Source organism: Campylobacter showae (genome assembly GCF_963515975.1).
Lineage (GTDB): Bacteria > Campylobacterota > Campylobacteria > Campylobacterales > Campylobacteraceae > Campylobacter_A > Campylobacter_A showae_F.
In genome coordinates this window covers 1-15,077 of sequence record NZ_CAUPZM010000038.1, presented here as the reverse complement: position 1 = coordinate 15,077, position 15,077 = coordinate 1, and the positions used below count along the sequence as shown (strand labels likewise).

Sequence of the window (15,077 nt, the reverse complement as noted above, 5' to 3'; positions counted from 1 at the left end):
CAAAAAGTAAAATGCAGACTATTTTTGCCATTTTGTATTGAAAACTATAATTTTCAAACAAATATTTGTATCTCTTTGATATTGCTTCAATACCTCCATCAAATACCGAAAATAAGGTCTTTCTTAACGTTTTACCTTTTGAATTAAAACAATTTATCCATCAAATTTCATGCTAAATTTAACGGATAATTTTTATGCTTATTTTGCTAAATATTTTGCTCGTTATCGTATGTTTTTTGAGGTAATTTTTTGAAGTAATTAAGTCGATAAAAAATGCGGGAACAAAATAGAGCTTTTGATGGCCCTACTTTTTATGTTTTTTAGGATAGTCAAAAAACAGAGCCTTTGCGCCGTGTTCTTTTAGTTCTTTAAAGCTACCGTCAAATTTAACGCAAAAGATGCCGCATGTAGGGATATTTCCGATAGCGGCGTCGCTTAAAAGCTCGCAAATTTCAGTTATCGCGTCATTGTGGGCTATAACGAATACGCTTTGAAATTTATCGTCGAACTCTCTTATAAAGGCTAAAAGCTCGTGCACCTGCGCACCGTATAGCTCGTCTTTAAATTTGATTTTTTTCTTAAATTTGATCGCTTCGGCTAGCTTTTGAGCCGTTTTAGTGCAGCGTTTGGCGGGGCTTGAAAATATCGCGTCCACCTTCACCTCGTGCTTTTTTAGTCGTTCACACATCAGCGCCAGATCCTTTTTGCCACGCTCGCTTAGATCGCGCTCAAAGTCGCTACCCTCACCCTCTTCTACGGCTTTTGCATGCCTGATAAAGTAGATTTTTTTCATTTATTCCGCCTTTTTGGCCTTTGATAGATTTTTTATGTGCTCGATCTCTGCCTCGCTAAACCCTGATTTGAGGCGCGCGCTCACGTTTAGTTCGCGAGACTGCAAAAAAGCTTTAGGGTAGATTTTTTGCACGGTTTGCGCGTAGATTTCGGGGCTTACGCCCTCTTTTTCACAGGCAAATTTAAACCAACGATCGCCCTTTGAGACGTGCGAGATCTCCTCGTCTAAGATGACTTGCAAAATTTCGCAAAGACGTGCCTTGCTCCCGTCTTTTTCGCGCTCGTTTTCCAGCTTTTTTAGCATAAAAGCGTTTGCGTCAAGGCCGTTTGCCTCCATGTATCTAGGCAGCACCGCCATGCGCTCAAGCAGCGACGCGGAGGTATTTTGCAAAGCGATAAAAAGCCCGTCGTGTACGGCAAAATCGCCGTATTTTACGTCAAATTTAGCCATGTGATCCTTGATCATCTTAAAGTGCCTGATCTCATCCTCGGCGACCTCTAGCCAGTCGTCATAGTAGGCTTTTGGTAGCGCTCGGAAGCGATACGCCGCATCTAGCGCGATATCTACGGCGCTGTATTCGATGTGCGCGATCGAGTGAAGGAAGGCTTTTTGCTTGTCCGCTTGCTTTTTGCCGCCGATTTCTCTCATCGCTACGACCTCGCAAAATGCCGCGTAGCTTGGGTGCTCGAGCTGTTTTATCTCGTCAAATTTACCGCCCTCTTCTATTTGCGCGTCAAATTTACCGGCCTTGTACTCGGCGTAAAATCGTTTAAATTTATCAAATTTAAGCTCCTTGTCGCCGCACTCTAAAATTTCCCAAATTTGATCGAAAAATCTCATTTTATCACCTTAAATTTTACCCCGAAATACCCTAGCGCAAAGCCGATGATATGCGCGTACCAGGCGACGTTTACGCCCATGGCTACGGGTGCAAAACTCATTAGCAAGATAGCGATTATTAGCCCTTTTCGGCTGTTTGCGTCTAAAAACGCCAAAACGCCTAGTAGTAGGCTGATCGCGCCGCTAGCTCCGACTAAATTTATAAAAGTTCCGTTAGTTTTAAACATAACATAAATATAAATAAAACTAAGCAGCGAGGTCAAAACGCCTCCGACGCAGTAAACGACGGCGAATTTTTCGCTGCCGTAGTACCGCTCTAGAAGCGATCCGAACTGATACAAAACAGCCATATTCATCAGCAGATGGGCTAAATTTGCATGCATAAACATCGAGGTCGCCGGCTGCCAGACGTAAAATCCGTCCGTGAAAAACATATTTAGCCCAAGCGTCACATTACTACCGCAAATGCCGCAGTAAACGGCAAAATATACTAGACAATTTAACGCGATGAGCGATATCGTAGCTTTCAAAAACGGCTCCTTTTTAAAGGCTTTATCATATAAAATTTAGACATAAATTTAGCTAAAAATTAACCTTGCCAAAGCCGGCGAATCTGTTCGACGTTAGGCAAGTAGCGTCGCCGCCTTTGCACGCTACGATGTATGAGTTTACCTCTTTGCCGCCTATTTTATGGCTATTTTTTTGAAATAGATTTATAAAACCGCTTTTGTTTTTGCCCCTGGTATTATGCATAAATCTTATAGTTCCGTCGTCCTCTATGCGGTCTATGATGCCAAGGTGGGTTATGATTTGCTTGTTTTTGCCTTTGGTTTGACTCGTGGTGTTGTTAAAAAACACCAAATCTCCGAGCTTTGGGCTTGTTTGCGAGATCAAATTTCGCTTTTTGTAAAGATTATAAATAGCTTGCGATTTCGATCCTTGCTCGCCGTAAAATTTGAGTAAATTCGTCTCGGAAAAGTAAACGTTATTTATGTTTTTATTTACGAGCGAAACGAAGCCTGAGCAGTCTCCGCCGTCTTTTTTGCCTAAAAAGCCTTGCATAAAATTTGAAAGCGCTATGCCGCCCAGATCGTTAAATGCGTCTTGCTGCGAGTTTAAAAATCTCGCGTTTAAAATTTGTCCGCTTTGATCGGTCGGGTAAATTTTGGGCGTACTGTTCGCGCAACCGCTAAAAATCAAAGCCGCAATCGGCGCTAGCGGTAAAAAAATGGTAAATTTCATTTAAATCATCCTATTTTATATTTAAATTTCAAGGCGAAGTATCTTGTGATAAATTTAAATGTTTCGACGAAATTTTCGACCGAAGATAGAACATAATAGTTCATCGAGGGAGAAAATTTCTAGATCATTTAAATTTACCCAAGAGACAAGCCGTAGAGACGAACTGCCTAAAAGCAAAATTATATAAATAAATCGGTAAATATCGGCATAAATTTAAATTTATAAGCTAAATTTCACTATACTTTGGATTTTATTTAAGGATTTAAGATGATGCATTATTTAGAAATCGAAGGAAACGCGAAACTAGGCGGCGAGGTCGCCATAAGCGGTGCGAAAAACGCCGCCCTGCCCCTCATAGCCGCGGCTCTAATCATAAAAAACGACGTGACGCTAAAAAATATGCCAAACGTCGCGGATATAAAAACATTGGCGACGCTGCTCGTAAATTTGGGCGCAAAATGCGAATTTGCAGATGATCACACCCTAAAAATCAACTCAAATTACGTTAGCTCCACGAAGGCCAACTACGACATCGTGCGCAAAATGCGCGCCTCTATCCTGGTTCTTGGGCCGCTGCTAGCTAGGTTTGGGCACTGCGAGGTGAGTCTGCCCGGCGGCTGCGCGATCGGACAAAGGCCGATAGATCTACACCTAAGCGCGCTCGAAAAAATGGGCGCAAACATCGAGATAAAGCAAGGCTATGTCGTAGCCACGGCGCCTGACGGGCTAAAGGGCGCGCAGATCGTGTTTGATAAGATCACGGTAACTGGCAGCGAAAACATCATCATGGCCGCCGCGCTCGCTCACGGCACGACGCATCTGATCAACGTCGCCAAAGAGCCTGAGGTGGTGCAGCTTTGCGAGGTTTTGGCCGCAGGCGGCGTGAAGATCGAGGGTATCGGCACGGACGAGCTCGTGATCGAGGGCACGGATAGACGCCTGCTGGACGTCGGCGAGATAACGGTCATCCCCGATAGGATCGAGGCCGGGACGTATCTTTGCGCCGGAGCGATCACGAACTCGCAAGTAACCATCACGAACGCTAATGCAGCGCATCTGCGGGCCGTGCTTACTAAATTTAACCAAATGGGCTTTGAAACCGTCGTGGGCGGCGACAAAATCACGATAATGCCGGCTAAAAACGTAAATCCCGTCGAGATCGTAACGACTGAGTTTCCGGGGTTTCCGACCGATATGCAGGCGCAGTTTATGGCGCTCTCGCTCGTGGCAAACGGCGTTAGCACGATCGACGAGAGGCTTTTTGAGAACCGCTTTATGCACGTTAGCGAGCTCACGCGCATGGGTGCGGATATCCGTCTAAACGGCCACATCGCGACGATCTACGGCGGAGGCGAGATAAACGCCGCAGACGTGATGGCTACCGATCTTCGCGCAAGCTCGGCCCTAGTGCTAGCGGCCCTTGCCGCAAACGGAACTAGCCGCGTGCACAGAATTTATCACCTAGATAGAGGCTACGAGGGGCTAGAGCGCAAGCTGGCGGCTCTGGGCGCAAAAATACGCAGGCTGGAGGAGTAAAATGACGCTAGAGCTTGCTCAAAATTTGATCCTAGAAAAAGCTAAATTTGACGGCTGCGGCGAGTTTGCGAGCCTTGAGCGCGCGACGGGTAAAATTTTAGCACAGGACGTCGTTGCCGTTAAAAATTTGCCCTCCTTCGACAACGCCGCGATGGACGGCTACGCGCTCAAATTTGACGATTTTAACGAGCTGTTAAGCGTCGCGGCAACTGTCTTGGCAGGCGATGAGGCTGAAATCACGCTAAAAAAAGGCGAATGCGTAAAGATAATGACCGGCGCAAAAATGCCGACAAATGCCGACACCGTCGTGCCTTTTGAGGACGCTATTTTGCAGGACGGCAAACTCTCGCCGCAAAGCAAAGTCAAAAAATTTAACGCCCTAAGATATAAGGGCGAAGAGGTCAAAGCGGGCGAAATTTTGCTAAAAAAAGGCGAAATTTTAACGCCCCCAAGAGTAATGATGCTAGCCGCTCAGGGCATCTACTGCGTCTGCGTAGAGCGCGAGCTAAAGATCGGTGTATTTTCAAGCGGCGACGAAGTGGTCGAGCCGTGGCAAAACGCTAGCGAGGAGCAAATCTATAACGCAAACGGCGCAGGCATCGCGTCTTTGCTTCAAAGCTTCGGCTTTGCCAGCTCGTACGCGGGCATCATAAAAGACGACTTAGAAAGCACGACGCGAGCGCTAGAGATGGCCGAATTTGACGTTATTATCACAAGCGGCGGAGCGAGCAAGGGCGAGGCTGATTTTATGAAAACGGCGCTTTTAAATTTGGGCTTTAGTGAGCTTTTTGACGGCGTAAATATCCGACCCGGACGACCGAGTAAGGCATTTATAAAAGATAAAAAAATCGTCTTTATCCTGCCCGGAAATCCGATGGCGGCGTTTTTGATGTGCTTCTTGCTGGTCGTTCCTTTTTTAAAGGGCACGCGGCTAGAAAAATTTGACGCCGCCCTAAATCAAGACGTAAAAATAAAGTCGGGACGCCAAAATATCGTGCTCGGTAGCTTTTTCGAGGGCAAACTTAGCGTGACGGATAATAATAAATTCGGCTCGGGCATGATAACTCCGCTCATCAAAAGTAACGCTGTTTTGGTAACAAGCGAAAGTCTCGGCGAGCTAAAAGCGGGCGAAATCGTAAAAATTTTGAAATTTTCTTGACAAATGAAAACGTTTTTGCTAAAATTGCGACTTCTCAAACGGTGCGGGAATAGCTCAGGGGTAGAGCACAACCTTGCCAAGGTTGGGGTCGCGAGTTCGAATCTCGTTTCCCGCTCCATTTTTTTCTTACTATTTTTTCCCATTTTTTTATTTTCATCAGATTTAGCGCTTTGGCCGATGTATTGCGTTTCAAGCGGCAAAATCACGCTTGCGGACTTGGGCTTTACGGACAAAAGCGACGAGATTTTAAATTTAGGCGAAAACAAAGCCGCAAAAATAAATTCGCGAGATTTAGCAGAGATTTTAAAAAAGCGCGGCGTAGAGCTTGAGGATAAAAGCGGCGGAGAGACGATATTTGTAAAAAACTGCGACGCGTTAGATCTCGTGCAGCGCGCCTTTTTGCAAGAGGTTACGAGCGAGTTTAAGGGACTGCAATTCGTCAAATTTCCGCTTATTGAGCCTCAAAACGAACTTCCTAAAAACTTCTACGAATACAAATTCGATAAAATTTACGTAAATAAAATCAATCCAAAAGGCAGCTTTAGAGCCGGTTTTATCATGCCAAACGGCTCGCAGCCAAGCGTATTTTTTAGATATGAAATAAACGCAAAAATGCCGGTTTTAAGGGCCACCAAGCCGCTTGCTACGCGCCAAATGCTAGGTATCGGCGACTTTGCAAAGGACTGGGTCGAGCTTGGCGAGTTTAGCCCCGACATGATGAGTGACACGCCAAATGCGAGGCTAGCAGCCAAGCAAAACATAAAAAGCGGCGAAGTGTTGCGGCTGCGGCAGTTCACCCCGTTACCGCTCATAAAAAAAGGCGAGCGCGTCAATGCCGTGCTTAGCGACGGGGCGCTTAGCATCATCGTCGAGGTCACGGCGCTAGAAAACGGCAATCTAGGCGAGACTATCAAGGTTAAAAATAACGACAAAAAGGTCTTTAGCGCTCAAATTGTCTCAAAAAAACAGGTGATGATAAGATGAAAATTTTTCTAGGTATCAGCGGTGCAAGTGGCGTAAATTTGGGTTTAAAGCTCGCCCGCGAGATAGCAAAAAGAAGCGAGCTGCATCTGTGCGTGAGTAAAAACGCGATAAACGTGCTGGAAAAAGAGTTAAATTTGACGGATATTTTTTATAAAAACGGCGGGGCGGGTTTAAAATTTAACGCAAACCAAAATAGCGCCAAATTTGACAAAGATCGCGAAGACGCAAAATTTACAAATTTTAGCTCCGCCCAAGGTGAGCTAGATTTTGGAGGCGGAGACGAAAGATCGCAAAATCAAAGCGGCAAATTTACAGATAATGCGCAAGGTTTGGACGACAACGGTTTAAAATTTACCGGTTTGGACAACTGCGCTCTTGACGACACAAACGGACAAAATTGCAAATTTGAGGGCGGCGAGAAAAACGAGCGGCAAGACGCTCAAATTTTAGGTAAATTTGAGAGGGCTAAATTTCAAAACCAATGCGATCTTGATAAAAATCACATTCAAAAAGACGCAAAACAAGACGAAATTTATCAAATTTGGCAAGATTTGCAAAATCGCGCCGCCATCCATGACGACTCCGATCTCGCCGCAGCGCCGAGCTCGGGCTCGTTTGGCATAGACGCTACTATCGTCGCGCCCTGCTCTATCAACACGCTAGCTAAAATCCACGCGGGCTTTGCCGACACGCTGATAACTCGTGCTGCCGCAGTCGCGTTAAAAGAGCGAAATAGGCTGGTTTTGGGCGTTAGAGAGATGCCGTTTTCTACGCTAGCGCTCGAGCACGCGGCCAAGCTTTCCGCGCTCGGCGCCGTTATCGCGCCGCCGGTTTTGGGTTATTATTCGGCTCAAAATAGCCTTTGGGATATGGAAAATTTCATTATCGGAAAGTGGCTTGATCTGCTTGGACTCGAGCATCAAATTTACAAAAGATGGAGCTAAAACAGCTGCGCTAGTCGCAAGATAAAGTCCTGTTTTAGGCATAAAATAGTAAAATCATCCTTTAAAATTTAAAGGCGAAAAATGAAAGCTTGTATCTATCCCGGCACCTTTGATCCCGTCACAAACGGCCATCTAGACGTCATCAAGCGCGCGGCTAAAATTTTCGATAAAGTTATCGTTGCAGTCGCGGCTAGCGAGAGCAAGCAGCCATATTTTAGCTTGGCTGGACGCGTAGAAATGGTAAAAATATCAACGACGGACTTAAAAAACGTCGAGGTCGTGGGCTTTGATAACCTGCTCGTTGATTTTGCTAAAAATTGCGGCGTAAACGTCGTGATCCGTGGGCTTCGCGCGGTTAGCGACTTTGAGTACGAGCTGCAAATCGGATACGCAAACGCCGTGCTTTGGGATGAGCTTGAGACCGTTTATCTGATGCCGAGCCTGCAAAACGCCTTTATTTCAAGCTCGATCGTGCGCTCCGTTCTTAGCCACGACGGCGACGTTAGCAAGCTAGTTCCGAGCGAAATTTTAGAATCTTTGAAAGGCTAAATTTGTATATTTTATTTGAAGGTATCGACGGAGCGGGCAAAAGCACGCAGATAGCGCGGCTGGCGGCGGCTTACCCGCAAGCGATCGTAACCAAAGAGCCGGGCGGCACGAAGCTTGGCGAAAATTTGCGCGAGATTTTACTAAAGGAAAACGATCTGGATAAAAGGGCCGAAATTTTGCTATTTTTGGCCGATAGAGCCGAGCATTTCGGTAAAATAATAAAACCGAATTTAGATAAAATGATTTTAAGCGACAGAGGCTTCGTTTCTGGCATGGCTTACGCGCTGGCTGGTGGAAATTTTAGCTTTGAAGAGCTTTTAAATTTAAACAAATTCGCCCTGCAAGGAAATTTTCCGCAAAAAATAGTATTTTTTAAAGCGGATGAAAGCACGCTAAGATCGCGCCTAAACTCGCGCGCGCAGATGGACGGCATAGAGGCTCGCGGGTTTGGTTATCTGCTAAGAGTGCAGGACGCGATGGAGGAAATTTTGCAAAAACTAGACGTCTGCTACGTCACGATCAATGCCGCCATGGACGAGGAAAAAATAACGAATTTGATAAAGGAGTTTATAAATGATTAGCGCATTAAGGGGGATGAAGGACGTTTTGCCGCCCCAGTCGGGACTTTACGAGAGGATAATCAAAATCTGCGAAGAGGTCGTGAAAAACTACGGATACGAGTTCGTGCTAGCTCCGCACCTGGAGCAAACGGCGCTTTTTCGCCGCAGCGTCGGCGAGAGTAGCGACATCGTGGGCAAGGAGATGTATCAGTTTGAGGACAAGGGCGGCAACGACGTTTGCCTGCGCCCCGAGGGTACGGCTGGAGTTGTGCGCGCCTTTATCGAGGCTAAATTTGACCGCGCGGGCGGCGTGAGACGGTACTTTTACCACGGTTCGATGTTTCGCTACGAGCGTCCGCAAAAAGGACGTTTACGCGAGTTTCATCAGTTTGGCTGCGAGTGTTTCAATGAACCTAGCGTTTATGAGGACGCGAGCGTTATTTTGATGATAAACGAGATATTTTCGCGCCTAGGTATCAAAACTAAGCTACTTATAAATTCGCTCGGAGACGCCGCCAGCATGAGCGCATACCGCGAAAAGCTGGTTAAATTTTTGGACGAGCATGAGGGTCAAATTTGTGAGGACTGCAAGCGCAGAAAGCTCACAAACCCTATCCGCGTGCTAGACTGCAAGGTAGAAAGCTGTCAGAAAATCTACGCAAACGCGCCGCTGATAATCGGCAGTCTAAACGACGAATGCGCGAGCGAGTTTAAAAAGCTACAAGAAATTTTAAGCGGCAACGGCGTGGAGTTTGAGATAGATCCAAAGCTCGTGCGCGGGCTTGATTATTACTGCAAAACGGCGTTCGAGTTCGTTTCAAACGAGATCGGCGCGCAAAGCGCGGTCGCGGGCGGCGGACGCTACGACAGGCTGGTCGAGTACTTAGGCGGCAAGGCTAGTTACGGCGTTGGTTTTGCGATGGGTATAGAGCGCATAATGGAAATCCTAGGCGGCCGCGAGAGCCAGAGCGAAAGAAGCGGCGTATATATCGGCGCGATGGACTCCGATGGCGTGGACGCGGTCTATAAAATAGCGATAAATTTAAGAAAAAGCACCTCCGTCATCGTGAGCTACGAGCCAAAAAAACTACAAAAGCACCTAAACGCCGCAGATAACGCAAATGCTAGAATCTGCCTTTGCGTCGGCGAGGACGAGCTAAAATCGGGTAAAATTTGGCTAAAAGATCTGAGCGAAAAAGCCGAAAAAACGCTTGATTTGGTTGATTTGGAGACGGAACTTAAAAGGATTTTAAATGTATGATTACGGTTTAAATTTGTGGGGAAACAACAACTTCATCGTCGAAAACGGTAAAATTTGCGTCAATACCGGCTCAAAACCCGCCATCATCGACATCGTAAAAAGCATCAGGAGCGAAGGCTACCGAGGCCCGCTATTGCTGCGCTTCCCTCATCTCATACACAAGCAAATTTCGCAAATTTACAAAAGCTTTGAGAGCGCGAAAAACGAATTTGGCTACAAAGGTAGCTTTAACGCTGTTTATCCGCTAAAAGTAAATCAATATCCGGGCTTTGTAAAAAATCTAGTCCGTCACGGCCAAAAATACGGCTACGGGCTGGAGGCAGGCTCAAAGGCCGAGCTACTGCTGGTGATGGCGTATAATAACGAAGGCGCGCCGATCACCGTAAACGGCTTTAAGGATAAAGAGATGATAAACATCGGATTTATCGCGGCCGAAATGGGGCACAACATCACGCTAACGATCGAGGGACTAAACGAGCTTGAGGCTATCATCGCCATCGCAAAAGAGCGTTTCGCGCCAAAGCCAAACATCGGTCTGCGCATAAGGCTGCATAGCAGTGGATCTGGTATCTGGGCTAAAAGCGGCGGTATAAACTCTAAATTCGGCCTAACCGCTACCGAGCTAATCGAAGCGGTAAATTTGCTAAAAGAGGCAAATTTGCTCGATCGATTTAACATGATCCACTTTCATATCGGTTCGCAAATCACCGAAATCCACCCGCTAAAAAAGGCTCTAATCGAGGCAGGAAACATCTACGCCGAGCTGCGAAAAATGGGCGCGAAAAATCTAAAAGCCATAAATTTAGGCGGCGGTCTAGCTATAGAGTACTCGCAGTTTAAGGAAAACTCGAGCCGAAACTACACGCTTAGCGAATACGCCAACGACGTGGTCTATCTGCTAAAGACGATGGCTACGCAGCGAAACGAAGTAGAGCCCGATATCTTTATCGAGAGCGGCCGCTTCGTATCGGCTTCGCATGCTGTGCTGGTCGCGCCCGTTTTGGAGCTCTTTAGTCAGGACTACACCGAGGAAAAGCTCGTACTAAAAAAGAAAAATCCTCAGCTAATCACCGAGCTAAACGACCTGCTAAGCACGATAAAACCGTCAAACGCGATAGAGTATCTGCACGATAGTATCGATCATATGGAGAGTATACTCACGCTATTTGATCTAGGCTACGTCGATCTGCAAGACCGCTCGAATGCTGAAATTTTAACCCACCTAATCATAAAAAAAGCGGCTAAAATCCTCGGCACCAAGCAGCACAACGCCGAGCTTTTAAAGCTGCAAGAGGAGGCGCAGGAGCGCTATCTCGTAAACTTCTCGCTATTTCAGTCGTTGCCTGATTTTTGGGGTTTAAAGCAAAATTTCCCTATCATGCCGCTTGACCGCCTAGACGTGCGCCCTACCCGCTCGGCGTCGCTGTGGGATATCACGTGCGATAGTGATGGCGAAATAGGCTTTGACGACGAGGAAAATCCTTTGTTTTTACACGACGTAGACGTGGAAAAAGAGGAGTACTTTTTGGGATTTTTCCTAGTAGGAGCGTATCAGGAGGTGCTGGGTATGAAGCACAATCTCTTTACTCACCCGACCGAAGCTACTATCGAGATAGACGCCGAGGGATTTAAGGTGTCGCACCTGCTAGAAAGCCAATCGATCCTTGATATCATGGAGGATCTTGACTACGACATCTACGAGATCCAGGACATCCTAAACGAGCGCATCGAAAAGTCAAAGCTCGTAACCGACTCGCAGCGCAAGCAAATTTTAGGCGAAATGTATCTGTTTTTAAACGATAACGGCTATCTAAAAACTATATCTTAAATTTAGAAAAAAGGAGTAAAAATGCTATCAAAAAGAGTTCAGGTGCTAGGCGAGAGCCTAACCATCGAAATCAGCACCAAGGCAAAAGAGATGAAAGCCTACGGCGAGGACGTGATCAGTTTCGGCGCGGGCGAACCGGACTTCGACACGCCCGAGATCATCAAAAACGAGGTAAAATCCGCCCTAGATAAAGGCTGCGGCAAATACACAGCCGTAGCGGGTACGCCAGAGGTAAGAGAGGCGGTCGCCGCAAAGCTAAAGCGCGACAACGGCCTAAACTACGCGCCAAATCAAATCATCACCAATGTCGGCGCCAAGCACTCGCTTTTTAACGTATTTCAGGCGCTAATCGACGAGGGCGACGAGGTTATCGTACCAAGCCCGTACTGGGTAAGCTACCCGGAGATGGTCAAATTTAGCGGCGGCAATCCAGTTTTTATCGAAACTAGCGAAAAGACCGGCTTTAAAATCACTCCCGAACAGCTAAAGGCGGCGATCACTCCTAGAACTAAAATTTTAGTATTAAACAGCCCTTGCAATCCGACGGGCGCGATATATAGCCGAAAAGAGCTGGAGGCGCTGGGCGAAGTGCTAAAAGGCACGAAAATCATCGTAGCTAGCGACGAAATGTACGAAAAGCTAAACTACGAGGGCGAATTCGTCGCGACTGCGGCGGTGAGCGAGGATATGTTTAACCGCACGATCACGATAAACGGCCTAAGCAAATGCGGCGCGATGCCCGGCTGGAGATTTGGCTATATGGCTAGCCCGTTTAAGGAGCTAAACGCCGCGGTAAACAAGCTACAAAGCCAAAGCACGAGCAACATAAACTCCCTAACGCAAGCCGGTGCCATCCCTGCGTTGCTCGGCAAAGCCGACGAGGACATCGCGTATATGAAGGGCGAGTTTAAAAAGCGCCGTGATCTAGGCGTTGAGATGATAAACGCTATACCGGGACTTAGCGTGCTTAAGCCCGACGGCGCGTTTTATCTTTTTATAAATTGCTCCGAGGTCGAGCCTGATAGTATGAAATTTTGCAAAGAGCTACTAGAAAAGGCCAAGGTCGCCGTGGTACCCGGCGTAGGGTTTGGTATGGACGGATACTTTAGGCTATCTTTTGCGACCGATTTAGAAAGTATCAGAAAAGGTATCGCAAGGATCGGTGAATTCGTAAAAAGCTATAAAAAATAGCGTAAATTTTGGCTCAAATTTGACGCGGCTTAAATTTGCGGCGTCAAATTTGGGTTTTTATAAATTTAGCTTCCATAAATTTGATAAACCTAGCATAAAATTTAAATCGTCGCTTTAATCTAAATACTCAAATTTCTCCTCAACGTTCATCATCACTTCGCAGTCGCAGTATCCGCCCTGCTCTTTAAGCCACGCAAGCACGCTCAAAACGTCTTTTACATCCAAATTTGAGAGAATTTGCTCGGTGAGTTTTAGGCTGTGACCGCAGCCATGCGCGTGAAGCTCGGCGTCCAAAAGCTCGAAAAGCCGTATAAATTTATCTTCGGGCATAGGCAAATTTTGTCTAAACCAGGCTTTTTATAGCTTTTAAAATTTCCTTTCTTTTGCTTTTTTCCATGGATTTTTTCGTTCAAATTTACGCCGTTAAATTTGACGGCTATTGCGCAACAGCCGTCAAATTTTTAGTTTTTCTTAAAAAATCTCGCGATCTTAGCTTGCAGTTTGAAAAAGTCGGCTAGCTCCATTATCGGATATGCGCCTGCGTATTTTTTACCGCCTGCGATATCCTTTGACACGCCGCCGCGCGCTGCTATCTGAGCAAAGTCGCCGACGCTTACGTGGCCGGCAGAGCCGCTTTGTCCACCCATCACGACGTTGCGTCCAAGCTTGGTCGAGCCTGCTAGCCCTACCTGAGAGACTAGTATCGAGCCGTAGCCTATCTCGCAGTTGTGGCCGATTTGCACGAGGTTGTCGATCTTGGCGTATGCTTTTACGACCGTGCTTTCAAACACGCCGCGGTCTATCGTCGTGCACGCGCCGATCTCGACGAAATCCTCTAAAACGACGTTGCCGTTGTGGTAAATTTTCACGTGTTCGCCCGTTTTCGTGTGCGCGTAGCCAAAGCCGTCGCTACCGATGACGGCGTTTGCGTTGATGCGGCAACCGTTGCCGATAACGGTGTCGTTATAGATGACGACGTTTGGATGGATGACGCAGTTTGCGCCGATTTTTACGTTATCGCCGACGTAGGCGCCGGCCATCACGAGCGTGTTGTCGCCGATCGCGGCGCCTGATCCCACGTAGACGTTTGGCATTATCTTTGCGCTTGGCGAAATTTGCGCAGGTTGCGGCTGGGAGGCTAGAAGCTCTTTGGCAAAATATTCGCTTAATATAGCAAAGGCAAGGTGCGGGTTTTCTACCACCACCGCTCTACTTTGCGCGCCGACAAGTTCTTTTAAATTTGACGCGACTAAAATCGCGCCCGCCTTTGAGCCCTCGATAAATTTAGCATTTTTCTCGCTATCGCAGTAGCTAAGCTCGCTAGCACCTGCGTTTGAGAGCGAATTTAGAGCCGTGATCTCTAGCTCCTCGCCGCTAAACTCAAGCCCCAAAATTTTATAAATTTCGCTTAGTTTCATCATAGATCCATTAGTACCGAGCCGCCGCGAACGACGTCTGTAGGGTTAAATTTTTTGATAGCTTTGAGGAAATTTTCTATCCTGCTCGCGTCGTCGCTGACCATGACGACGATGTAGTTTTCGTTGGTGTTGGCTACGATGCCGTTGTAGGCCTTTAGTATCGCATCTAGTCCGCCGAAATTTTCGCTTAGCGGGATTTTTACCAGCGCCATCTCTTTTTCGACGAATTCGCCGCTTTCGATGACTTTGTAGGTCGGTATTAGCTTGTGTAGCTGCTTTACGATCTGCTCGAGCACGCGCTCGTCGCCGCTAGTGACGATGCTGATACGCGAAAGCTCGGTGCCTGGGATCGGTGCAACCGTGAGCGTGTCGATGTTGTATCCGCGTCCCGCAAAAAGCCCGGAAATGCGCGATAAAACGCCGTGCTCATTTAGCACGATGACTGAAATCACTCTTCTTATGCTCATTTTTATTCCTTGCTTTTTAAGATCATGTTGTATATCGCCGCTCCCGCAGGAACCATCGGCAGTACGTCCTCAAATCTATCCACGCGCACGTCTAGCACCGCCGTTTTACCGCAGGCCATCGCCTCTTTTAGCGCGGAGCGAAACTCGTCTTTCGTGTGGCATACGAAGCCTACCGCGCCAAATCCCTCCGCGATTTTTACGAAATCAGGCTGCAAACTAAGGTCGGTCGAGGAGTAGCGCTCGCCGTAGAAAAATGTCTGCCACTGGCGCACCATGCCTAGGAAGTTGTTATTTAAGATGATGTT

17 protein-coding genes and 1 tRNA gene are annotated in these 15,077 nt (G+C 47.0%); 10 read left to right on the top strand and 8 right to left on the bottom strand.

The features are described 5' to 3' along the window. Positions 1 to 304: 304 nt before the first annotated feature. Genes RWM02_RS10190 through RWM02_RS10175 form a run of 4 tightly spaced genes read right to left on the bottom strand, consistent with a single transcriptional unit; the run spans position 305 to position 2,875 of the window. Positions 305 to 793, bottom strand: coding sequence for a SixA phosphatase family protein (locus tag RWM02_RS10190; RefSeq protein WP_314071928.1), 489 nt, complete (start codon positions 791 to 793; stop codon positions 305 to 307). Beyond that, a complete protein-coding gene (locus RWM02_RS10185; RefSeq protein ID WP_314071925.1) occupies positions 794 to 1,633 on the bottom strand; it encodes a ferritin-like domain-containing protein in 840 nt (279 codons plus the stop codon). Further along, complete coding sequence (locus tag RWM02_RS10180) at positions 1,630 to 2,163, bottom strand: rhomboid family intramembrane serine protease (RefSeq protein ID WP_122863007.1); 534 nt, start codon at positions 2,161 to 2,163, stop codon at positions 1,630 to 1,632. Before RWM02_RS10180 ends, RWM02_RS10185 begins: the two co-directional genes overlap by 4 nt. 52 nt (positions 2,164 to 2,215) lie before the next feature. After that, complete coding sequence (locus tag RWM02_RS10175; RefSeq protein WP_314071918.1) at positions 2,216 to 2,875, bottom strand: NlpC/P60 family protein; 660 nt, start codon at positions 2,873 to 2,875, stop codon at positions 2,216 to 2,218. A 270-nt stretch (positions 2,876 to 3,145) separates the two neighbouring features. Here RWM02_RS10175 and murA point away from each other — a divergent pair, with 270 nt between their 5' ends. The 10 genes from murA (at position 3,146) to RWM02_RS10125 (ending at position 12,887) form a co-directional block, all read left to right on the top strand. Beyond that, complete coding sequence (gene murA, locus RWM02_RS10170; RefSeq protein WP_314071931.1) at positions 3,146 to 4,411, top strand: UDP-N-acetylglucosamine 1-carboxyvinyltransferase; 1,266 nt, start codon at positions 3,146 to 3,148, stop codon at positions 4,409 to 4,411. A 1-nt stretch (position 4,412) separates the two neighbouring features. Beyond that, positions 4,413 to 5,570 carry a molybdopterin molybdotransferase MoeA gene (locus tag RWM02_RS10165; protein WP_314071915.1) on the top strand — a complete coding sequence of 386 codons (1,158 nt, stop codon included), beginning with the start codon at positions 4,413 to 4,415 and terminating at the stop codon, positions 5,568 to 5,570. Positions 5,571 to 5,613: 43 nt separating this feature from the next. After that, positions 5,614 to 5,688 (top strand) — tRNA-Gly (locus tag RWM02_RS10160). Between the two features lie 59 nt (positions 5,689 to 5,747). Continuing rightward, the gene (gene flgA, locus RWM02_RS10155; RefSeq protein WP_314071912.1) at positions 5,748 to 6,554 is read left to right on the top strand and encodes a flagellar basal body P-ring formation chaperone FlgA; all 807 of its coding nucleotides are present in this window, start codon (positions 5,748 to 5,750) and stop codon (positions 6,552 to 6,554) included. Continuing rightward, positions 6,551 to 7,498, top strand: coding sequence for a UbiX family flavin prenyltransferase (locus RWM02_RS10150; protein WP_314071909.1), 948 nt, complete (start codon positions 6,551 to 6,553; stop codon positions 7,496 to 7,498). Before flgA ends, RWM02_RS10150 begins: the two co-directional genes overlap by 4 nt. An 81-nt stretch (positions 7,499 to 7,579) precedes the next feature. After that, positions 7,580 to 8,047 (top strand): pantetheine-phosphate adenylyltransferase, encoded by a 468-nt coding sequence (coaD, locus tag RWM02_RS10145; protein ID WP_314071908.1) that lies wholly within the window; start codon positions 7,580 to 7,582, stop codon positions 8,045 to 8,047. A gap of 2 nt (positions 8,048 to 8,049) precedes the next feature. Then, the gene (tmk, locus tag RWM02_RS10140; protein WP_314071905.1) at positions 8,050 to 8,628 is read left to right on the top strand and encodes a dTMP kinase; all 579 of its coding nucleotides are present in this window, start codon (positions 8,050 to 8,052) and stop codon (positions 8,626 to 8,628) included. Further along, positions 8,621 to 9,868, top strand: a complete 1,248-nt coding sequence (gene hisS, locus RWM02_RS10135; protein WP_314071903.1) for a histidine--tRNA ligase — start codon at positions 8,621 to 8,623, stop codon at positions 9,866 to 9,868. Before tmk ends, hisS begins: the two co-directional genes overlap by 8 nt. Then, positions 9,861 to 11,696, top strand: coding sequence for a biosynthetic arginine decarboxylase (gene speA / locus RWM02_RS10130; protein ID WP_122867986.1), 1,836 nt, complete (start codon positions 9,861 to 9,863; stop codon positions 11,694 to 11,696). Before hisS ends, speA begins: the two co-directional genes overlap by 8 nt. Before the next feature lie 21 nt (positions 11,697 to 11,717). Then, positions 11,718 to 12,887: a pyridoxal phosphate-dependent aminotransferase gene (locus RWM02_RS10125; RefSeq protein ID WP_314071898.1), complete on the top strand. Its 1,170-nt coding sequence runs from the start codon at positions 11,718 to 11,720 to the stop codon at positions 12,885 to 12,887. Between the two features lie 114 nt (positions 12,888 to 13,001). On the opposite strand, the gene RWM02_RS10120 is transcribed toward RWM02_RS10125, so the two are convergent. From RWM02_RS10120 to RWM02_RS10105, 4 genes are all read right to left on the bottom strand, one after another. Continuing rightward, a complete protein-coding gene (locus RWM02_RS10120) occupies positions 13,002 to 13,217 on the bottom strand; it encodes a DUF2695 domain-containing protein (RefSeq protein WP_314071895.1) in 216 nt (71 codons plus the stop codon). A 131-nt stretch (positions 13,218 to 13,348) separates the two neighbouring features. Next, positions 13,349 to 14,305, bottom strand: coding sequence for a UDP-3-O-(3-hydroxymyristoyl)glucosamine N-acyltransferase (gene lpxD, locus RWM02_RS10115; RefSeq protein WP_314071893.1), 957 nt, complete (start codon positions 14,303 to 14,305; stop codon positions 13,349 to 13,351). Continuing rightward, a complete protein-coding gene (gene ilvN / locus RWM02_RS10110) occupies positions 14,305 to 14,766 on the bottom strand; it encodes an acetolactate synthase small subunit (protein WP_163026421.1) in 462 nt (153 codons plus the stop codon). The genes lpxD and ilvN overlap by 1 nt, the downstream gene beginning before the upstream one ends. Before the next feature lie 8 nt (positions 14,767 to 14,774). Continuing rightward, positions 14,775 to 15,077 (bottom strand): thiamine pyrophosphate-dependent enzyme (locus RWM02_RS10105; RefSeq protein WP_314071891.1); only part of this gene is annotated, 303 nt, incomplete at its 5' end.

Coding starts and splice junctions, on each gene's coding strand:
- RWM02_RS10190 (WP_314071928.1), bottom strand. CDS start 793: ATGAAAAAAATCTACTTTATCAGGCATGCAAAAGCCGTAGAAGAGGGT.
- RWM02_RS10185 (WP_314071925.1), bottom strand. CDS start 1,633: ATGAGATTTTTCGATCAAATTTGGGAAATTTTAGAGTGCGGCGACAAG.
- RWM02_RS10175 (WP_314071918.1), bottom strand. CDS start 2,875: ATGAAATTTACCATTTTTTTACCGCTAGCGCCGATTGCGGCTTTGATT.
- murA (WP_314071931.1), top strand. CDS start 3,146: ATGCATTATTTAGAAATCGAAGGAAACGCGAAACTAGGCGGCGAGGTC.
- RWM02_RS10165 (WP_314071915.1), top strand. CDS start 4,413: ATGACGCTAGAGCTTGCTCAAAATTTGATCCTAGAAAAAGCTAAATTT.
- flgA (WP_314071912.1), top strand. CDS start 5,748: ATGTATTGCGTTTCAAGCGGCAAAATCACGCTTGCGGACTTGGGCTTT.
- RWM02_RS10150 (WP_314071909.1), top strand. CDS start 6,551: ATGAAAATTTTTCTAGGTATCAGCGGTGCAAGTGGCGTAAATTTGGGT.
- coaD (WP_314071908.1), top strand. CDS start 7,580: ATGAAAGCTTGTATCTATCCCGGCACCTTTGATCCCGTCACAAACGGC.
- hisS (WP_314071903.1), top strand. CDS start 8,621: ATGATTAGCGCATTAAGGGGGATGAAGGACGTTTTGCCGCCCCAGTCG.
- speA (WP_122867986.1), top strand. CDS start 9,861: ATGTATGATTACGGTTTAAATTTGTGGGGAAACAACAACTTCATCGTC.
- RWM02_RS10125 (WP_314071898.1), top strand. CDS start 11,718: ATGCTATCAAAAAGAGTTCAGGTGCTAGGCGAGAGCCTAACCATCGAA.
- RWM02_RS10120 (WP_314071895.1), bottom strand. CDS start 13,217: ATGCCCGAAGATAAATTTATACGGCTTTTCGAGCTTTTGGACGCCGAG.
- lpxD (WP_314071893.1), bottom strand. CDS start 14,305: ATGAAACTAAGCGAAATTTATAAAATTTTGGGGCTTGAGTTTAGCGGC.